The sequence below is a fragment of the Marinovum algicola genome, assembly GCF_900109145.1.
Classification (GTDB): Bacteria; Pseudomonadota; Alphaproteobacteria; order Rhodobacterales; family Rhodobacteraceae; genus Marinovum; species Marinovum algicola.
Window position 1 is genome coordinate 62,259 of the sequence record NZ_FNYY01000003.1, and the last position, 18,116, is coordinate 80,374.

Annotated in this window: 21 protein-coding genes and 1 tRNA gene; 17 read left to right on the forward strand and 5 right to left on the reverse strand. The window is 65.1% G+C overall.

The annotated features are described in order from the left end of the window. The first annotated feature begins 197 nt into the window (after positions 1 to 197). From BMW90_RS05740 to BMW90_RS05755, 4 genes are all read left to right on the forward strand, one after another. Positions 198 to 383: a helix-turn-helix transcriptional regulator gene (locus BMW90_RS05740; protein ID WP_074835515.1), complete on the forward strand. Its 186-nt coding sequence runs from the start codon at positions 198 to 200 to the stop codon at positions 381 to 383. 106 nt (positions 384 to 489) lie between these two features. Further along, positions 490 to 855, forward strand: coding sequence for a hypothetical protein (locus BMW90_RS26635; protein ID WP_074835517.1), 366 nt, complete (start codon positions 490 to 492; stop codon positions 853 to 855). A gap of 94 nt (positions 856 to 949) precedes the next feature. After that, positions 950 to 2,041: a bifunctional DNA primase/polymerase gene (locus BMW90_RS05750; protein ID WP_074835519.1), complete on the forward strand. Its 1,092-nt coding sequence runs from the start codon at positions 950 to 952 to the stop codon at positions 2,039 to 2,041. Positions 2,042 to 2,100: 59 nt separating this feature from the next. After that, positions 2,101 to 2,703: a hypothetical protein gene (locus BMW90_RS05755; RefSeq protein ID WP_074835521.1), complete on the forward strand. Its 603-nt coding sequence runs from the start codon at positions 2,101 to 2,103 to the stop codon at positions 2,701 to 2,703. 530 nt (positions 2,704 to 3,233) lie between these two features. Here the strand turns inward: BMW90_RS05755 and BMW90_RS05765 are convergent. Next, positions 3,234 to 3,626, reverse strand: a complete 393-nt coding sequence (locus tag BMW90_RS05765) for a hypothetical protein (RefSeq protein ID WP_074835524.1) — start codon at positions 3,624 to 3,626, stop codon at positions 3,234 to 3,236. 199 nt (positions 3,627 to 3,825) lie between these two features. After that, positions 3,826 to 3,915: transfer RNA gene (locus BMW90_RS05770), tRNA-Ser, on the reverse strand. A gap of 193 nt (positions 3,916 to 4,108) precedes the next feature. On the opposite strand from BMW90_RS05770, the gene BMW90_RS05775 reads away from it, so the two are divergent. The 7 genes from BMW90_RS05775 (at position 4,109) to BMW90_RS05805 (ending at position 10,618) form a co-directional block, all read left to right on the forward strand. Beyond that, positions 4,109 to 4,945, forward strand: a complete 837-nt coding sequence (locus BMW90_RS05775) for a DUF2059 domain-containing protein (RefSeq protein ID WP_074835526.1) — start codon at positions 4,109 to 4,111, stop codon at positions 4,943 to 4,945. Positions 4,946 to 5,171: 226 nt separating this feature from the next. After that, positions 5,172 to 5,783, forward strand: coding sequence for a 50S ribosomal protein L21 (locus BMW90_RS05780; RefSeq protein WP_048531452.1), 612 nt, complete (start codon positions 5,172 to 5,174; stop codon positions 5,781 to 5,783). A 12-nt stretch (positions 5,784 to 5,795) separates the two neighbouring features. Then, entirely contained in the window at positions 5,796 to 6,065 is a 270-nt protein-coding gene (rpmA, locus tag BMW90_RS05785; protein ID WP_074835527.1) for a 50S ribosomal protein L27, read from the forward strand. A 395-nt stretch (positions 6,066 to 6,460) separates the two neighbouring features. Then, entirely contained in the window at positions 6,461 to 7,003 is a 543-nt protein-coding gene (locus BMW90_RS05790; RefSeq protein WP_074835529.1) for a GNAT family N-acetyltransferase, read from the forward strand. Positions 7,004 to 7,145: 142 nt separating this feature from the next. Then, complete coding sequence (gene obgE / locus BMW90_RS05795; protein ID WP_074835797.1) at positions 7,146 to 8,183, forward strand: GTPase ObgE; 1,038 nt, start codon at positions 7,146 to 7,148, stop codon at positions 8,181 to 8,183. Then, entirely contained in the window at positions 8,171 to 9,274 is a 1,104-nt protein-coding gene (gene proB, locus BMW90_RS05800; RefSeq protein ID WP_074835530.1) for a glutamate 5-kinase, read from the forward strand. Before obgE ends, proB begins: the two co-directional genes overlap by 13 nt. Before the next feature lie 78 nt (positions 9,275 to 9,352). Next, positions 9,353 to 10,618: a glutamate-5-semialdehyde dehydrogenase gene (locus tag BMW90_RS05805; RefSeq protein ID WP_074835532.1), complete on the forward strand. Its 1,266-nt coding sequence runs from the start codon at positions 9,353 to 9,355 to the stop codon at positions 10,616 to 10,618. Positions 10,619 to 10,637: 19 nt separating this feature from the next. Here BMW90_RS05805 and BMW90_RS05810 read toward each other — a convergent pair whose 3' ends face one another. After that, the gene (locus BMW90_RS05810) at positions 10,638 to 11,261 is read right to left on the reverse strand and encodes a histidine phosphotransferase family protein (RefSeq protein WP_074835533.1); all 624 of its coding nucleotides are present in this window, start codon (positions 11,259 to 11,261) and stop codon (positions 10,638 to 10,640) included. A gap of 24 nt (positions 11,262 to 11,285) precedes the next feature. Here BMW90_RS05810 and BMW90_RS05815 point away from each other — a divergent pair, with 24 nt between their 5' ends. The 3 genes from BMW90_RS05815 (at position 11,286) to BMW90_RS05825 (ending at position 13,198) form a co-directional block, all read left to right on the forward strand. Continuing rightward, entirely contained in the window at positions 11,286 to 11,468 is a 183-nt protein-coding gene (locus tag BMW90_RS05815) for a DUF3553 domain-containing protein (RefSeq protein WP_048531461.1), read from the forward strand. A gap of 129 nt (positions 11,469 to 11,597) precedes the next feature. Next, positions 11,598 to 12,365 carry an L-ornithine N(alpha)-acyltransferase gene (locus tag BMW90_RS05820; RefSeq protein ID WP_074835535.1) on the forward strand — a complete coding sequence of 256 codons (768 nt, stop codon included), beginning with the start codon at positions 11,598 to 11,600 and terminating at the stop codon, positions 12,363 to 12,365. Beyond that, positions 12,362 to 13,198: a lyso-ornithine lipid O-acyltransferase gene (locus BMW90_RS05825; protein ID WP_074835537.1), complete on the forward strand. Its 837-nt coding sequence runs from the start codon at positions 12,362 to 12,364 to the stop codon at positions 13,196 to 13,198. Before BMW90_RS05820 ends, BMW90_RS05825 begins: the two co-directional genes overlap by 4 nt. A gap of 274 nt (positions 13,199 to 13,472) precedes the next feature. Here BMW90_RS05825 and BMW90_RS05830 read toward each other — a convergent pair whose 3' ends face one another. After that, a complete protein-coding gene (locus tag BMW90_RS05830; RefSeq protein ID WP_048533762.1) occupies positions 13,473 to 14,093 on the reverse strand; it encodes a thiamine phosphate synthase in 621 nt (206 codons plus the stop codon). Between the two features lie 76 nt (positions 14,094 to 14,169). Beyond that, positions 14,170 to 14,514, reverse strand: coding sequence for a TfoX/Sxy family protein (locus BMW90_RS05835; RefSeq protein WP_074835538.1), 345 nt, complete (start codon positions 14,512 to 14,514; stop codon positions 14,170 to 14,172). Between the two features lie 111 nt (positions 14,515 to 14,625). Here BMW90_RS05835 and BMW90_RS05840 point away from each other — a divergent pair, with 111 nt between their 5' ends. The 3 genes from BMW90_RS05840 to BMW90_RS05850 all read left to right on the forward strand — a co-directional run bounded on the left by BMW90_RS05840 (position 14,626) and on the right by BMW90_RS05850 (position 18,101). Next, positions 14,626 to 15,396 carry an RNA methyltransferase gene (locus tag BMW90_RS05840; protein ID WP_074835540.1) on the forward strand — a complete coding sequence of 257 codons (771 nt, stop codon included), beginning with the start codon at positions 14,626 to 14,628 and terminating at the stop codon, positions 15,394 to 15,396. An 84-nt stretch (positions 15,397 to 15,480) separates the two neighbouring features. Next, positions 15,481 to 16,629, forward strand: a complete 1,149-nt coding sequence (ctaA, locus tag BMW90_RS05845; protein WP_074835541.1) for a heme A synthase — start codon at positions 15,481 to 15,483, stop codon at positions 16,627 to 16,629. Continuing rightward, positions 16,626 to 18,101: a carboxypeptidase M32 gene (locus BMW90_RS05850; RefSeq protein ID WP_074835543.1), complete on the forward strand. Its 1,476-nt coding sequence runs from the start codon at positions 16,626 to 16,628 to the stop codon at positions 18,099 to 18,101. The genes ctaA and BMW90_RS05850 overlap by 4 nt, the downstream gene beginning before the upstream one ends. The last annotated feature ends 15 nt before the right edge of the window (positions 18,102 to 18,116 follow it).

The following is an 18,116-nucleotide window of genomic DNA, read 5'->3' on the forward strand; positions in this document are numbered from 1 at the left end:
GGGGAAGCCGGGAAAATTTCCGTGGGCGTAGACACTTTGCGGAGAGGGTTGGCTGAGATATAGGCCGCAAAACACAACGCATTTGCAGCATAATACACGCAATATCCAGTGTCGCAATTTGCGTGTTCTGCTTGTGTTCTCTTATTAAGTCCTGTGTTGCATCGTGCACCCAATCGTAAATGATTGGAGTGCATCACATGCCAACCACCTATCTCACAGACCGGCAAATCGGCGCACGTTACGGCGTCCATCACCTGACCCCGCGCCGCTGGCTTAAGACTGACCCGACCTTTCCCAAACCGATCCGCCTAACGCCGGGCTGTACCCGCTGGAAACTGTCGGATATCGAGGCTTGGGAAGCCGAAAAAGCCAAAGCTGCATAACGAAAAACCGCCACCCATTTAAACGGGCAGCGGCTCTATTCATGTGGCGTCAGCAACCGCGAGAATATCCCCGTCCCGTTTTGGTTTCAACAAAGGAAACCGGACGATGACCAAAACTGAAAACTTCGACGAAAGACCCCCCGCAAACGCCCTGCGCGTCCAAGCCTGGCGCGACCTGCCAAGGGACCGTGGAGCCGCGCGCTACAAGATCACACGCGCCGATGGCGACTTTCACCTTATCACGCTTTCCAAGGGCAACCGGATCGTGCTGGACGCGCTGATACTGCAACCGCTGTTTTGCGCCAGCCCGGTGCGGATATCCGACCGCGTGTGCATCCTGCGCCATGACTACAACGTGCCGATCATCAAGCGGATGTACGGTAACGACGCTGCAACGGACCGCGCGAAGTTTGGCGTCTATTTTCTTGCCGCCAAGGTTGTGCGCCTTGGCAACGATGGGGGCGCAGCATGATGGCCCTGCGCATTGCCCGCATTTGCCGCGAACTCGGGGTTTCCCGGTCGGTGGCAAAGACCATTGCAGCCCTGGCCTATGGGGAGGGCAAGCAATGACAGCGGAACGGGTACCCAGCTTGCCCGACGTGATCCGCGACGAGGTGGCCCGCCTGAAAGGGGCGGGCTTCCCTCTGCTGCCCTTGGGTGGCGCGGATGGCAAGACGCCGCTGCTGCGCTCATGGGCGGGCGCGCATATGCCCCTGGCCCGAATATTCGCCCCCATGCACCGGACGGGATCGCGGGCTTATGGGGTGCGTCTGGATGGGCTGGCGGTGATCGACTGCGATTGTGACGACGCGGGCCTGGTTGCGCATTTAGAAGCCCGGTTCGGGCGCAGCCCGGTGCATGTCAAAACGCCACGGGGGCGGCACCTGTATTACCGCGCGGCGGGCATCATGCCGAACCTGCGCGGGGAAGGCTTGCCGGTGGATATCAAGACAGGGGCGCGCAGCTATGTTGTCGGGCCGTTGTCGCAACGCCCTGACGGCGGCGCGTATTGCCCGGTTCGGGGTTTGCTGGGGAAAGATGCTTTGCCGCTCTTGCGTGGCGCGTCACAGGCCAGGGCAGCGCCTATCCCAAGCGGCAATCGCCACGTTGAATTGGTAAAGGAGGCCATGCGCATGGTTGAGCTGGTGGACAGCGCAGAAGAATTGCAGGCCAATCTGGCGGGCATCCGTGACGACTGGTGCGAGGATCCTGCAACGATGCCAGACAGCGAATTGCGCGAAATTGCCGGATGGGCTTGGAAATGCCGGTTGGAAAACCGCGTCTATCGGGGCCGTGACAGCGCCTTTCCCATGCACCGGATGGCGGTGGATGCGCTGAAAGGGCAACCGAACGGTGCGGATGCAATCGCCTTGCTGGTGCTGTTGTTGGATCAGCACGGCCACAGCCCTGGCAAACGCTTCCCCCTGGCCTTTGACGCCATACGCGCGGCTGGATTGGTGAACATGTCCGCGGCCCGGCTGCGCGCGGCCCGGCGCACCCTTGAGGATGTGGGGTTGTTGCGGCTGGCCGGAAAACACCGGGCAGGATCACGGCGGCAAACCTTTGTCCTGACCCGGATGCGCCCGGACCTTGCCGATGCCGAACGCCTGCCGATCCGCAGCGCCACGGTGCAGGGTAAAGGCGGGGGGAAGGGCTAAGATTACTTATGACGCCTGTATTCACACCTACAAATTCACCGAAATCGAAAGGCCGCGGCATGAAGGACATATCTAAATCGCTCGAAGCGTTGAAGGCGATACCGCAAGCACAGCAGGACCGTATCAAGACGGTAGCCGACAAGCAGGTAGCTCGGGCCGATGGCCCGCCGATGAAACTGGCAATGAAAGATGGCGTGCTGCAAGTGAACTTCACCCATGCCGATCCTGATTTGGCGCACATTCTGATGATGGCAGACCTGGGTACATGTGACGCCCACTTCCTGGCGGGCATTCAAAGCCAAGTGGCGACCATCGGCGCAAATGGCCGTAGGCTGGACGAAACAGCCAGCAACTTCATCCTGTCGGTGGCGCGGGGCATCCAGCCGCGAGATGAGTTGGAGGCCATGCTTGCCGTGCAAATGGGCGCAATCCATCAGGCCACCATGATGATGGCGCGGCGGTTCAACCATGTTGAAAACATCCCGCAACAGGACTCTGCCGAAAAGGCTTTGAACAAGCTCGCCCGAACCTTCGCAACCCAGATGGAAGCGCTGAAACGCTACCGTACCGGCGGGCAGCAAAAAGTGACCGTCGAGCATGTGACGGTCAACGAAGGCGGGCAGGCCATTGTCGGGAATGTTGAAAAGTCCGGTGGGCGATAAGGGGGTACACCCTACTTTTCAATTGTGGAATTGCGCACGCGGCAGGAGGACAGGTTTCCAACTTGCAGGCCCGCAACTTTCGCGTCCCCCCGATAGCTACACCGCTTTAACTCGCGCTCGCCAATTCACAGGCATTTCAGATACGGAGGGGGCCACATGACAAAACCGGACACCAACCCCATGCACAGTGCGCCAAGATGCAGCGCAAAGTCAAAACGCACCGGCGACCCTTGCAAATCTCCGGCAGTGCGCGGTTGGACCGTATGCCGGATGCACGGCGCGCGTGGCGGTGCGCCCACTGGTCAGGCGAATGGATCGTGGCGACATGGCGAACGGTCAAAACACGCGGACCAATTCCGGCAGGCTTTGAAGGCGCTCGTAGGACTGGCACAGGATGGCATAAAGGTTTCGACTGACTGACCCGCGCCCGGACAGTTTGGAACCAACTGGCTACATCCGAAGCAACCGAAGCAGCCTGCCACCGAAATCTTTACTCGTTGGGTTCCTTGGCCGAGTGTGGCAGGTTCAGCTTAATCATCCCGTTGGTCCTGCGGAAAGAAAATCCAGCCCTCACTCTCAAGTACCTTTTCTACTGCACTAACGGCCTCTGACTTGTCCGCGGCGACGCCGACCCACCCGGGAAACGAATTAGAACTCGGCGACGACCTAGCGGTTTGAACCGTTTCGCGGATTGCTCCCGTATCAAGTGCAACGCGGTCCATCTTCGCTTCAATCCGCTCAAGAATGGCTGTGTTGCGCGCTACGCCCTCTTCGACCTCGTCAATCTTGGTGTATAGGAACCCAAGCACGCCAAGCCCCAGCACCACCACCGCACCGAACACTTTGGCATACGTGCCGAGCTGTTCCTTGATGCCCCCTATGGCGACACCTACTTCACGCAACGTTTCGAACGGTTCTGCCATCAAATAAAACCTCTCTGAGAGAAATGTATTGCTTCAACAGTTAACGGCAACTCAACATCGCGTGCTTTGCGCCACCTGACCAGTCGTCGGGCAGTCTAGAGCGGCGTCAGAACGTATTCCAAGCGCTATTTTTTTGTGGGGTATATTGTGGGGTAGCTATGCTACCTTGCCATTTTTTTCCTTTGAAAACAAAGGGAAGTGGCGGAGAGACAGGGATTCGAACCCTGGGTCCCCGTGAAGGGACAACGGTTTTCGAGACCGCCCCGTTCGACCACTCCGGCACCTCTCCGCGGGGGTCTGGGGGCTGCGTTTAATCCGACTTTTGGCCGGGTGCAAGCGGCAAACCGAACTTTTTCACCGCAATTTTTGCCGGCGGTTTCTTCGGCGGTGACCGGCATGTGAAGCCTTTGCCCCTCTGCCCGGCTTGGAAACCGGGCGGCCAGAGGTTAGATTCGCGCAAAGCCACTCATCGGAGCCTCCTTATGCTGCATCGCTTCCTGCCTCTTGCCACCGCTGCGGCGCTGACCCTGGCCACGCCGGTCTGGGCCCAGGCGACGCGGGCCACCGACGCGCTGCTCGACCAGCTCGGCCTGCCGGAAACGGTGGCGGTGATGCGCCAGGAGGGACTCGATTACGGCGAAGAGCTGGCGGACGAGATGCTGCCCGGCGGCGGCGGCCGCAGCTGGAGCGAGGTGGTGGCCCGGATCTACGACGTCGAGCGGATGGAGGTGACCGTGCGCCGCGGCTTTGCCTCGGCCTGGGAAGAAGAGGACATGCCGCTCGAGGCGATTGCCGGTTTCTTTGCCTCGGCGGAAGGACAGCAGGTGATCCGCCTCGAGATCTCGGCGCGCGAGGCGATGATCGATCCCGGGGTCGAAGAGGCCGCGCGCGATGCCTATCGCGACAGCCTCGACGCGGGCGCCGGCGATCCGCGGCTGCAATTGATCGCCGATTTCATCGAGGCCAACGACCTGATCGATGCCAATGTGGTCGGTGCGATGAATTCGAGCTATGAATTCTATGCCGGGCTGGTCGATGGCGGCGCCTTCGAGATGAGCGAAGAGGAGATCCTCGGCGTGGTCTGGGACAGCGAGGCCGACAACCGCAGCGACACCCGCGAATGGCTGTTCTCTTACATGATGCTGGCCTATCGGCCCCTGGAAGAGGCGGCGCTGCGCGACTATGTCGACCTTGCGTCGAGCGCGCAGGGCAGGGCGCTCAACCGCGCGCTGTTTGCCGGCTACGACCGGATGTATGCCGAGATCTCCTATGCGCTGGGCCTGGCACTGGCGCGGCAGATGACCGCGCAGGAGCTGTAGGGCGGCCCGCGCCGCAGGATTGCCGGGCGCCAGGGTGGGAAATCGCTTGACACGCGGGGCCATCCTCTGAATAAGGCCCACACCCCGCCGGGCCCAGGCCTCGCGGGGTTTGATATTCATGACGCTCCGGAAGGGGCGCGCTGTTCGCGGCGGCAGATGTGAAAGACAGACGCCACCAACGCCGGGCACCCGGGGCCACAGAACGCGGAAACAAAGGAAGACGAGAATGTTCGCAGTCCTCAAGACGGGCGGCAAGCAATACAAGGTTTCCTCGGGCGATACGCTTCGCGTCGAGAAACTGGCTGCTGATGCCGGCGAAAAGGTTCAATTCAACGACGTGCTGATGCTGGGCGGGGACACCACCGTGCTGGGCAGCCCGCTGGTCAGCGGTGCCGCCGTGCAGGCCGAAGTGATCGACCAGATCAAGGGTGACAAGGTCATCCACTTCGTCAAGCGCCGTCGCAAGCACAGCTCCAAGCGCACCAAGGGCCACCGTCAGCAACTGACGCTGATCCGCGTGACCGACATTCTGGCCGAAGGCGCCGACAAGTCGGGCGTCAAGGCCGCGATCGGCGCGGGCTCCGTCACCGGTGCGCCGGCTGCCGCAGCGCCCAAGGCCGAAAAAGCCGCCCCTAAGGCAGAGGCTCCGAAAGCCGACGCCGCTGCCGGCGACGATCTGACCAAGATCACCGGTGTGGGCCCCGCGGCCGCGAAAAAGTTGAACGATGCCGGGATCACCAGCTTCGCCCAGCTCGCAGAGGTTGACGTTGACAGCTTCGATGCCGTCAAGATCAAGCCGGAATGGACGCAACAGGCCAAAGAACTGGCCGGGAAATAAGGAGAGTACCCCATGGCACATAAAAAAGCAGGCGGCTCCTCCCGCAACGGTCGCGACTCTGCCGGACGCCGGCTGGGCGTGAAACTCTACGGTGGCCAGCGCGCCATCCCGGGTAACATCATCGTGCGTCAGCGCGGCAACAAGTGGTGGCCGGGTGAAGGCGTTGGCGAAGGCAAGGATCACACCATCTTTGCCACCGTCGAAGGCCAGGTCACCTTCCGCAAGGGCTTCAAGGGCCGCACCTTCATTTCCGTGCTGCCGGCCGCGGAGGCCGCCGAATAAGCCGACCTAAAGGTTTGCATGACAAACAACGGGGATCGGCGAAAGCCGGTCCCCGTTTCGTTTTGCTACCGGCAGGGCGCGGCGCCTGCGGCGATTTGGTGTTTCTGAATTGACGGCTTTTCGGATAGAAATACCAGATGAAGATCGACAAGTGGTCAGTGTTCCATTCGGCAGATGCCGCACCCGGGAGGAGGGTGGACCCCTTGCATGATCAACCGCCAATCGCCATGTCTCTGCCATGTTTTCGGAGTAATCTGAACGGGTTCTACTGCGGGCGGCTTGCCTCGCACCTGTCCGGACCGTGCTGAAGTAATCCCTTTTGGGCCTGACATCCGCCAATTTGGGCGCCTGTCACCGGCCCGATCCCGAGACTGCCGTTTTTGAGGAGGAACTGCATGACCGCCCAGCAATACCTGGTTGCCCAACCCCTGATCGAAACCGAGCGCGTGGATTTGCGCCCGCTGCGCCGGTCCGACATGGGGCTGATCGAAATGCATGCCTCCGACGAGCGGGTGGCCCGCATGACGACCTCGATCCCGCATCCGCTGCCGCCCGGGGTGACCGAAGCCTTTGTCACCCGCGCCATGGCGGCCGAGCGGGACGAAGATGTCTGGGCAATGGACGGCACGCGGCTGGACGGGCCGGAACTGATGGGGCTGATCTCGCTGGAGCGGATGGACCGCAACCAGTCGGAAGTGGGCTATTGGGTGGCGCCGGCCTTCTGGAACACCGGCCTGGCCTCCGACGCCGTGCGCGCGCTGGTCGAGGCCAACCCGATGGACCATGACACGATGTTCGCCTCGGTGTTCCAGGACAACCCGGCCTCGGCCAAGGTTCTGACCAACTGCGGCTTTGACTACATCGGCGACGCCGAGAGCTATTCGGTGGCGCGCGGCAGCCAGGTGCCGACCTGGACCTATCTGCGCAAGCTCAGGTAGGGCCTGGGGGGTCTGCCCCCGTCCTCGCGGGGGCAGACCCCCCGAGGGCATTTGAAAACAGAAGAAGCAGGGGATGCGCCAAGGCTTGAGGCCGGGGCGCATTTTCTTTATCGCCGGTGCAGCAATCAATGAGGCCCACGCCATGAAATTTCTCGATCTTGCCAAGGTCTATATCCGTTCCGGCGCCGGGGGCGGCGGCGCGGTGTCGTTCCGGCGCGAGAAGTACATCGAATACGGCGGGCCCGACGGCGGCGACGGCGGCAAGGGCGGATCGGTGATCATCGAGGCGGTCGAGGGGCTGAACACGCTGATCGACTTCCGCTATCAGCAGCACTTCTTTGCCAAGAACGGCCAGCCCGGCATGGGCAAGCAGCGCACCGGCAAGGATGGCGACGACATCATCCTGCGGGTTCCCGTCGGCACCGAGGTGCTGGACGAGGACGAAGAGACGCTGGTGGCCGAGCTGATGGCGGTGGGCGAGCAGGTGGTGCTGGCGAAGGGCGGCAACGGCGGCTTTGGCAACCTGCATTTCAAGACCGCCACCAACCAGGCGCCGCGCCGCGCCAATCCCGGCCAGCCGGGGGTGGAACGCACGATCTGGCTGCGGCTCAAGCTGATCGCCGACGCCGGGCTTCTGGGCCTGCCCAATGCCGGCAAATCGACCTTCCTGGCCGCCACCTCGAACGCCCGGCCGAAGATCGCCGATTACCCGTTCACCACGCTGCATCCCAATCTCGGGGTTGTCGGGGTCGATGGCGCCGAGTTTGTCGTCGCCGACATTCCCGGGCTGATCGAAGGCGCGCATGAGGGGAGGGGCATCGGCGACCGCTTTCTGGGCCATGTGGAACGCTGTTCGGTGCTGCTGCATCTGATTGATGGCACCTCCGAGACCGTGGCCGAGGATTACCGGACCATCATCACCGAGCTCGAGGCCTATGGCGGCCATCTGGCCGACAAGCCGCGGGTGACCGTGCTCAACAAGATCGACGCGCTGGATGACGAAGAGCGCGCCGAGGCCAAGGCCGCGCTCGAGGCCGAGGTCGGCGGGCCGGTGAGGCTGATGTCGGGTGTCGCGCGCGATGGGGTGACCGAGGTGCTGCGCGCGCTGCGCGCCGAGATTTCCGAGGACAAGCTGCGGCAGAAGGCGCAGGACGAGGAGCCCGAGACGTGGCAACCCTGAGCGACGCCCGCCGCATTGTCATCAAGATCGGCTCGGCGCTTCTGGTGGACAGGCGGACCGGCGCGCTCAAGGCCGATTGGCTGCGCGCCCTGGCCGAGGACGTGGCCTGGCTCAAGACCCGCGCCGAGGTGATCCTTGTCTCTTCCGGCTCGATCGCCCTGGGCCGCGGGGCGCTGGGGCTGGGGCTGTCCGAACTGGCGCTGGAGCAGAGCCAGGCCGCAGCCGCGGTCGGGCAGATCCGCCTGGCGCGCGCCTACGAGGAGGCGCTGGCGCCGCATGGGCTGACCACCGCACAGGTGCTGGTGACGCTGGAAGACAGCAGCGACCGACGGCGGTACCTCAATTCGCGCGCGACGCTGGAAACGCTGATTTCGCTCGGCGCGGTGCCGATCGTGAACGAGAACGACACCGTGGCAACGGATGAAATCCGCTATGGCGACAACGACCGGATGGCGGCACAGGTCGCCGCCACCGTGGGCGCCGACGTGCTGGTGCTGCTGTCGGATGTCGACGGCTTCTACAGCGCCAATCCGGCGGTCGATCCGCGGGCCCGGCGCTATGACGTGATCGACCAGATCACCCCCGAGATCGAGGCCATGGCCGGCGATGCCGGCTCGGGCCTGTCCAAGGGCGGCATGAAGACCAAGCTGATGGCGGCCAAGACCGCGACGGCGGCGGGCTGTGCCATGGTGATCACCCATGGCGAGGCGCTGCGGCCGCTCAAGGCGCTGGAAGAGGGCGCCAATGCCACCTGGTTCACCGCCCATATCGATCCGCAGGCGGCGCGCAAACGCTGGATCGCGGCGATGAAACCGCGCGGCGAGGTCACGCTCGACGCCGGCGCGGTGCGGGCGCTGCGCGCGGGCCGCAGCCTGCTGCCGGCCGGTGTTTCCGGCGTCAGCGGCACCTATGGCCGGGGCCAGCCGGTGGCAATTCTCGACGGGGCGGGCCATGTGCTGGGGCAGGGGCTGACGCGCTACACCGCGGCCGAGACCCGCACCATCAAGGGGCACCGCTCGGACGAGATCGAGGCGCTGCTGGGCTATCCGGGCCGCGCGGTGTTGATCCACCGCGATGACATGGCGCTGTGATCCGCACTTCTTCTGTTTGAAAATACCGCCGCCGGAGGCATAAAGTCTCTGGACCAAGGCCGAGAAAAGGCACCCGACATGAAAGACCTCGCAGATATCCCCGCCCTGATGGCCGACATCGGCGCCCGCGCCAAGGCGGCCAGCGCCGAACTGGCCTATGCCCCGGCCGAGGCCAAGCAGGCCGCACTGACCGCCGCGGCCGACGAGGTCTGGGCCGCCCGCGACGCGATCATCGCCGCCAACGAAAAGGACATGGAATTTGGCCGCGAAAAGGGGCTGAGCCCGGCAATGCTGGACCGGCTGAAGCTCGACGCGGCCCGCATCGGCAGCATTGTCGAAGGGCTGCGCGCGGTGGCCGAACAGGCGGATCCGGTGGGCGCGGTGCTCGAGGAATGGGACCGGCCGTCGGGGCTGCACATCCGCCGGGTGCGCACGCCGCTGGGCGTGGTGGGGGTGATCTACGAAAGCCGGCCCAATGTGACCGCCGATGCCGGCGCGCTCTGCCTCAAGGCCGGCAACGCGGTGATCCTGCGCGGCGGCTCCGAGAGTTTTCATTCCTCGGGCGCGATCCATGCGGCGATGGTTGCCGGCGTCACCTCTGCCGGGCTGCCGGCGGATGCGATCCAGCTGGTGCCCACGCGCGACCGGGCGGCGGTGAGCGAAATGCTGACGATGACCGATTTTATCGACGTCATCGTGCCGCGCGGCGGCAAGGGGCTGGTCGGGCTGGTGCAGCGCGAGGCGCGGGTGCCGGTCTTTGCCCATCTCGAGGGCATCGTGCATGTCTATCTCGACAAGGCGGCCGATCCGGTCAAGGCGCTCGACGTGGTGCTCAATGCCAAGACCCGGCGCACCGGCATCTGCGGCGCCGCCGAATGTCTGCTGATCCACCGCGAGATTGTCGACACCATCGGCCAGGGGGTGATCCGCGCGCTGATCGATGCCGGGGTCGAGGTGCGGGCCGATGCCACGCTGCGGAAGATCGCCGGCACGGTGGCGGCGGAAGAGGCGGATTGGGGCAAGGAATACCTCGATTCGATCCTGGCGGCGCGGGTGGTCGAGGATCTCGACGCGGCGATTGCCCATATCCGGCAGTTCAGCTCGTCGCATACCGAATGCATCCTCACCGAGGACGATGCCGCCGCCGAGCGCTTTTTCCAGCGGGTCGACAGCGCTATCCTGATGCGCAACGCCTCGACCCAGTTCGCCGATGGCGGCGAGTTCGGCATGGGGGCCGAGATCGGCATTGCCACCGGCAAGATGCACGCCCGGGGCCCGGTCGGCGCGGCGCAGCTCACCAGCTTCAAATATCTGGTCGACGGCAACGGCACCACCCGGCCATAAGCGCGCCGAAAGAGGGGCGTCAGACCGTCAGGGTGAGCCGCCCCTTGGCCTCTTCCACCGCCGGGCGGCGGCCGAGTTCGCGTGCGAGCAGCGGCAGCAGGACGAATTGCACGTGGTTCGGCGCCACCACCGGCTCTTCGCTTTCCGGCACCGGCGCGACGGCGATCCGCTCCATCTGCTGCCATTGGGCCGGGTCGGGGGCGATCCGGTCCGACAGGCCGGTGACCGACCAATGGCCGGGCTGGTATTCGATGCAGATCTCGCCGCCGCGCGGCAAGGCGGCCTCGACACATTGCAGCGCCAGCAGCGCAAGCTGCACCTCGCGCCGGGGCAAATCGCCGCCGGGGGCCCAGTCGTAGGACACCCGTCCCGCCGCGCCAAGGGTCTGAAGCACGGCCACAACCTCGTTGCGCGAGACCATCGCTTTGTCGGTCGCCGCGCCAAAGGCGATGCGAAAGAACCGGATGCGCGCGCTGGCGTAGTCGCAGCTCTCGGTCACCAGTGCCAGCTCCGGCCCGCCGTTGCTGGCGCCGCCCAGAGACATCAGCTCGAGCCCGTTGGCGATGGCGCCCACCGGCGAGATCAGGTCATGGCAGATGCGCGAGGCTATCAGGGAGGCGAGCTTTGCCGTATAGGAGGTCATCAATCTACTCCGGAGGTGCCACGGATGACCGACATGAACGCCTTGCTCGAACCGGGAAATCTGGTGCGCCACCCGGAGCGCCCGGATTGGGGCGTGGGGCAGGTGCAATCGAATATCGCAGGCAGGATCACAGTGAATTTCCGTGAAGCGGGTAAAGTTGTCATAGATGGCAACAGGATCGCTCTGGAACCTGTCTTCGAGACCTAGGCTACGCGGCCCGGGGTTAACGCCCTGTTAAACACGGTGCGGCAGGGCGGCGCAATCCGGGGCCACACGTTGTCTTTGCGCGGCGACGGCACTATGACACGCGCGACGGCCAAGCGAAGCGGGATATCCATGCGAACACCGGAGTTTTCTGTCAGGCTTGCGGACACAGAGGCCGAGATTCGCGCCGCGCAGGCCCTGCGCTATCAGGTCTTTGTCGAGGAACTGGGCGGCGGCGGCGCGCTGGTGGATCATGCGACCGGCCTCGAGAAGGACCGCTTCGACCCCTATTTCGATCACCTGTTGCTCTATGACCGGGCCCGCGACACGGCGCCGGTGGTGGGGGTCTACCGGGTGCTGCGCGACGATCAGGCGGCGGCGATCGGGCAGTTCTATTCCGACGAGGAATACGACCTCGCGCCGCTGCGCGCCTCGGGCCGGCGGCTGATGGAGCTGGGCCGCTCCTGCCTGCACCCGGACTATCGCGGCGGGGCGGCGATGTTTCACCTCTGGCAGGCGCTCGCCGATTACGTCGAGCGGCACGGCATCGAGGTGCTGTTCGGCGTGGCGAGTTTTCACGGCACCGATGCCGCGGCTCTGGCGCAGCCGCTGTCCTCGCTCTATCACAACCACCTGGCGCCGGAAGAGCTTCGGGTGCGGGCGCGGCCAGCGCAATATCAGCGCATGGACCTCTTGCCGCGCGACCGGATCGACCGCAAGCAGGCGATGTTGCAGACGCCGGCGCTAATCAAGGCCTATCTGCGGCTGGGCGGCACTGTTGGCGAGGGCGCCTGGATCGATCATGAGTTCAACACCACCGATGTCTGTCTGGTGATGGACACCGCCCGGATGAACAGCCGTCAGCGCCAGCTTTATGCCGGCTCGGGGGCGCGGCGATGACCCCGACCTGGACCGACGAGACGCCGGCGCCGCCGCTGGGCCGGCCGCAGGGCCTGGGCGACTGGCTGCGGGTGCTGCGGCGCGGGGTGCCGATCCTCGTGCTGCTGGGGCTCGGCCTGGCGCTGCTGTTGCTGGTGCGGCTGGTGGAATGGCCGCTTTTCGGGGCACGCCGCCCGGTCTCGCCCTATATCACCGTGGTGGTCTGTCGCGGTGTGCTGCGGCTCCTGGGGCTTGCCACGCGATTGCAGGGCGCGCCGATGCGCCACCATGGCGCCTTTGTCGCCAACCATGCCTCCTGGCTGGATATCTTCGTGCTGAACGCGGCGCGGGATGTCTATTTCGTCTCCAAGGCCGAGGTGGCGGGCTGGCCCGGTATCGGCCTGCTGGCGCGGGCCACCGGCACGGTCTTTATCGCCCGCGACCGGCGCGAGGCGCGGGCACAGACCGAGCTGTTCCGCACGCGGCTGATGGGCCGGCACCACCTGTTGTTCTTTCCCGAGGGCACCTCGACGGATTCGCGCCGCGTGCTGCCATTCAAGCCGACGCTGTTTGCCGCCTGTTTCGACCCGGCACTGCGCGACGCGCTGCATGTCCAGCCGGTGACCCTAGTCTATCACGCGCCCGCCGGCACCGACCCGCGATTTTATGGCTGGTGGGGCGAGATGGGATTTGGTGCGCATATGCTGGCGATGCTGGTGGCACGGCGGCACGGCTCGGCGGAGGTGATCTTTCACCCGCCGCTGAAGGTCGCGGATTTTGCCGATCGCAAGGCGCTGGCCAGGACGCTCGAAGAAACGGTGCGCGCGGCGCATCACTCGGCGCTGCGGGGATAGCGACGCTTCGGGATTGCGCCACGCCTGCGCGTGTCGACGGGGGGCCGGGGCTGCGCCCCGGCGGGACCGGAGGAGGGGGCCAGTTCTGCAAAAAGCCGGGCTTTGCCCGCGGGGTCGAGACAGGGGGGGCTTTGCCCGCAGGGTCGAGACAGGGGGGCTTTGCCCGCAGGGTCGAGATAGGGGGGCTTTGCCCCCCGGGCCTTCGGCCTCCCCCCAGGATATTTTTGGCCAGAAGAAGGACTGGGTGGGCGCTGTGTCGCGGCCTTTGGAGCTGTCAGCCGCCCATGGCCGCCAGGCAGGCGCGGGCGCGGGCGGCGGGATCCTCGGCAGACCAGAGCTCTTCGCCGAGGCCGAAGAAATCGGTCACCGGCGAGAGCGTGCGGATCAGGCTCTCGTCGAGCGCGCCTTCGGCGACCACCGGCAGTTCGATCATCTGCGACCACCAGTCGAAGAGATCGCGCTCGGCCAGGTCGCCATCGCCGAGACCGGCGGCGCCCACCGGGCCGAAACAGACGTAATCCGCGCCGGCCTCGCCGCCCGACATGCCGTCGTGGCGCGAGCTGCCGGCATGCAGCCCGACAATGGCATCCTCGCCCAGCGTCTTGCGCGCGGCACGGACGCCGTGGGCCTCCTTGAGGTGGACGCCATCGAGGCCCAGCCGTTCGGCCAGCAGCACGTGGGATTCGATCACCATGGCAATGTCGCGGCGGTGGGTGATCTCGCGCAGCATATCGGCGGCACGGGCGATCCGGTCTTCGTCGTGGCTGGCCATGGCGAGCCGCAGGCAGGCCACGGGCACGGCATCGAGGACCCGTTCCAACTCCTTGCCGAAGCTTGACAATTCAAAGCTGGCTGGAGTGATGAGGTAGATTTGCGGGTGCTCGATATCGGCCATTTCGGGCTCCATTCAGGTGGCTGCGCTCCCTATAGCGGCAAATTTCGGCCATGGCCATCACTGGCGAGACCCCCGGTCATTTCGGCGGCAGGGCATCGACGAAGTCGAGCGCCAGCGCCATCAGCCCCTGGCGGGTGGTGTCGCGGTCGAGGTCATCCTCGTAGAGTTCGATCATGCCGCCCATCGGCCGGCCTGTGAAGGCCATCGGGTGCGCGCCCTCGAGCGCCAGGGCGCGATCGGCATTGTCCTTGCCCACGCGGTACATCAGCCCGTCCCTGTGCACGCCGCAGAGCATGTTGCCGTTGAGCATGAAGCAGAGCCCGCCGAACATCTTGCGTTCGGACAGTTCCACCACGCGGGGGCCAAGCGCCTCGCCCATGTCCTCGCGCAGCAGGGTTTCATGTCCGGGATCATAGGCCATTGTCGGAACTCCGCGAAGGCGGGCGGCGGGGACGCCGTCAGGGTGCAGTTTATCGGCCAGGATGCAGCAGGGGAATTGCGCTTTTGCCGGCGGCGCCGTAACAGGGCGGCCATGAGTGAGAGCAACAGATACCGCCCGCAGCCCGCCATGGTGCTTGTCCGCCCCCAGATGGGCGAAAACATCGGTGGCGCCGCGCGGGCGATGTGGAATTTCGGGCTGGAGCGGATGCGCGTCGTGGCGCCGCGCGATGGCTGGCCCAACCAGAAGGCGGTGGCGATGGCCTCGGGCGCCGGGCGGCTGCTGGACGAGGCCGGGCATTTCGCCACGACCGCCGAGGCGGTGGGCGATTGTTCCTTTGTCTTTGCCACCACCGCGCGGCAGCGCGGGCTGACCAAGCCGGTGGTGAGCCCGGAACGCGCGATGCAGATGGCCGCCGAAAAGATCGCCGGTGGCGAAAAGGTGGCGGTGCTGTTCGGGCCGGAGCGCGCCGGGCTGGAAAACGACGATATCGCGCTGGCCAATGCAATCATCTCGGTGCCGGTGAACCCCGAGTTCGCCTCGCTCAACCTGGCGCAATGTGTGTTGTTGACCGCCTATGAATGGCGCCGCGCCGGCGCGGAAATCACCCATGAGACCGTGGAGATGGCCAAGACTGACTGGGCCAGCGGCATCGAGATGGAGAAACTGGCCGCGCATTACGAGGAGCGGCTGGAGGAGGCCGGTTTCTTCTTTCCGCCGACCAAGGCCGAGGGGATGAAGATCAACCTGCGCAATCTCTGGAGCCGGATGCGGCTGACCCGCGCCGATGTACAGATGCTGCACGGGGTGATGCGGCAGATGGTGCGCTGGAAAGAGACCGCCGAACGCAGCCCGCGCGACTGAAGGCGACCGCCGCGCCCTGCGGCAAAGGGTGGCGCTTGAAGCCCCTCGGGGCGCGCACTACTGTCCGCGCAAACGGAGAGGCCCATGGCAGAGAAACGCAAATTGTTCGAAGAGGTGGGCGAGGCCAAACGCCCCGAGACCCCGGCCCGGACCGGCATGATCGACCGCGGCCGGCGCGGCGCGCGTGGCGCGATCCGGGTCTGGCTGATGATGCTGTTCGCGCTGGTGGTGGCGATGATCCTGGTCGGCGGTTTGACCCGGCTGACCGACAGCGGGTTGTCGATCACCGAGTGGAAGCCGGTGACCGGGGCGCTGCCGCCGATGTCCGAAGCCGACTGGACCGCCGAATTCGAGAAATATCAGGCGATCCCGGAATACGAGCTGCAAAACCAGGGCATGACGCTTTCGGAATTCAAGGTGATCTACTGGTGGGAATGGGGCCACCGGCAGCTGGGCCGCTTTGTCGGGCTGGTCTGGGCGCTGGGCTTTGCGGGCTTCCTGATGCTGCGGAAAATCCCACCGGGCTGGACCGGGCGGCTGCTGATCCCCGGGCTCCTCGGCGGGGTGCAGGGTGCCGTCGGCTGGTGGATGGTCTCCTCCGGGCTGACCGGCACCATGCTCGACGTGGCGAGCTATCGTCTGGCGACGCATCTGGGGCTGGCCTTCGTGATCCTCGGGGTGCTGTCATGGTATATTTTCCTGCTCGGCTGCGAGGAACGCGAGCTGATGCAATGCCGCCGCAACCGCGAGGCGAAGCTGTTCTCGATGGGCACCGGGCTGACGCATTTCGCCTTCTTGCAGATCCTGATCGGCGCGCTGGTGGCCGGCATCGACGCGGGGCGCAATTATACCGATTGGCCGCTGATGGCGGGCGGGTTCTTTCCGCCGTTCCCCTTCGAGATCGAGCCGCTCTGGCGCAACTTCTTCGAGAACGATGGGCTGGTGCAGTTCATGCACCGGATGGCGGGCTATCTGCTGGCGATCTTCGGCGTGGTGGTCTGGCTTCGGGCGCGCAGATCGCCCCATGGCAAGACCCGTTTCGCCTTTAACGCGGTGCTGGCGATGATGGCGCTTCAGGTGGTGCTAGGCGTCGTCACCGTGCTCTATTCGGCGCAGCTGCATATCGCGATCACCCATCAACTTGGCGCGGTGGTGCTCTGGGTGCTGATCCTGCGGGCGCGATTCATTGCCGGCTATCCCACCGCCGACAGCATTCGGGGGTCGGTGCGATGAGCGCTTATGACGAGCTGATGACGTTCCAGCGCCAGACCGAGGCGCTGGCCCAGGTTGCCGGCCGGTTGGGCTGGGATCAGGAGACGATGATGCCGCCGGGCGCCGCCGAACAACGCGGCGAAGAGCTGGGCGCGATGGAAGAAATGCTGCATGCGCGGCGCACCGCGCCAGAGGTCGGCCAATGGCTGGCGGCGGTCGAGGATTCGACACTGGATGCGGTGGGCCGGGCGCAGATGCGCCACATCCGGCGCAATTACGAACGCGCGGTGCGGGTGCCGGCGGCGCTGGCGGCGCGGATCGCCCGCACCACGTCGGTGGCCTATGGCAAATGGGCGCGGGCGCGGGCTGACGAGGATTTCGCCGCCTTCGCCCCGGTGCTGTCGGAAATCGTGGCGTTGCGCCGCGAAGAGGCGGCGCATATCGCCGGCGCGGGGGATGCCTATGACGCGCTGCTCCAGGGCTATGAGCCGGGGGCGACGGGGGCCGAGGTGGCATCGCTGTTCGATGATCTGCGCCCCGGTCTGGTGGCGCTGCGCGCCGCGGTGCTGGACCGGCCGGCACCCGATCCGGTCTCGGGCAGCTTTGATCCGGCGGCGCAGATGGTGCTGTCACGTCGTCTGGCCGAGGTCTTTGGCTATGATTTCGATCGCGGGCGGATCGACAAGGCGGTGCATCCCTTCAGTTCGGGCAGCGGCGCCGATGTGCGGATCACCACCCGCACCGCGGCCGACGATCCGTTCAACTGCGCCTATTCCACCATCCACGAGGTCGGCCATGCCTGTTACGAACAGGGCATCGATGCGGGCTATGCGCTGAGCCCGCTGGGGCAGGGCGTGTCGCTCGGGGTGCATGAAAGCCAGAGCCGCATCTACGAAAACCAGCTGGGCCGCTCGCGTGCCTTCTGCCACTGGCTTTATGGCCAGATGCGGGATGCCTTTGGCGATCTGGGGGTCACCGGCGAAGAGGCGTTTTACAAGGCCGTCAACCGCGTCCAGCGTGGCTTCATCCGCACCGAGGCGGACGAGGTGCAGTACAACCTTCACATCATGCTGCGCTTTGACCTTGAACGCGACATGGCGCGGGGCAAGCTCGACGTGGCCGATCTCGAAGAGGCGTGGAACGCGCGTTTTGCCGAGGATTTCGGCTATCCGGTCGACAAGCCGTCGAACGGCGTGTTGCAGGATGTGCATTGGGCCGCCGGGCTGCTGGGCTATTTCCCGACCTATGCCCTGGGCAATGTCTATGCCGGCTGTCTCTATCTCGCGTTGCAGGACGATGTTGCCGACCTCGACGGGCAATTGGCGCGGGGCGATCTTTCAGGAGCCACCGGCTGGTTGCATGCCAATGTGCAGCGGTTCGGCGGGCTTTACGAGCCGCGTGCGGTGATCGAGCAGGCCTGTGGATTTGCCCCCTCGGAGGCGCCGCTGCTGGGCTATCTTGAGCAGAAGTTCGCCGATCTCTACGATCTCTGAAAAAACCCACCAATC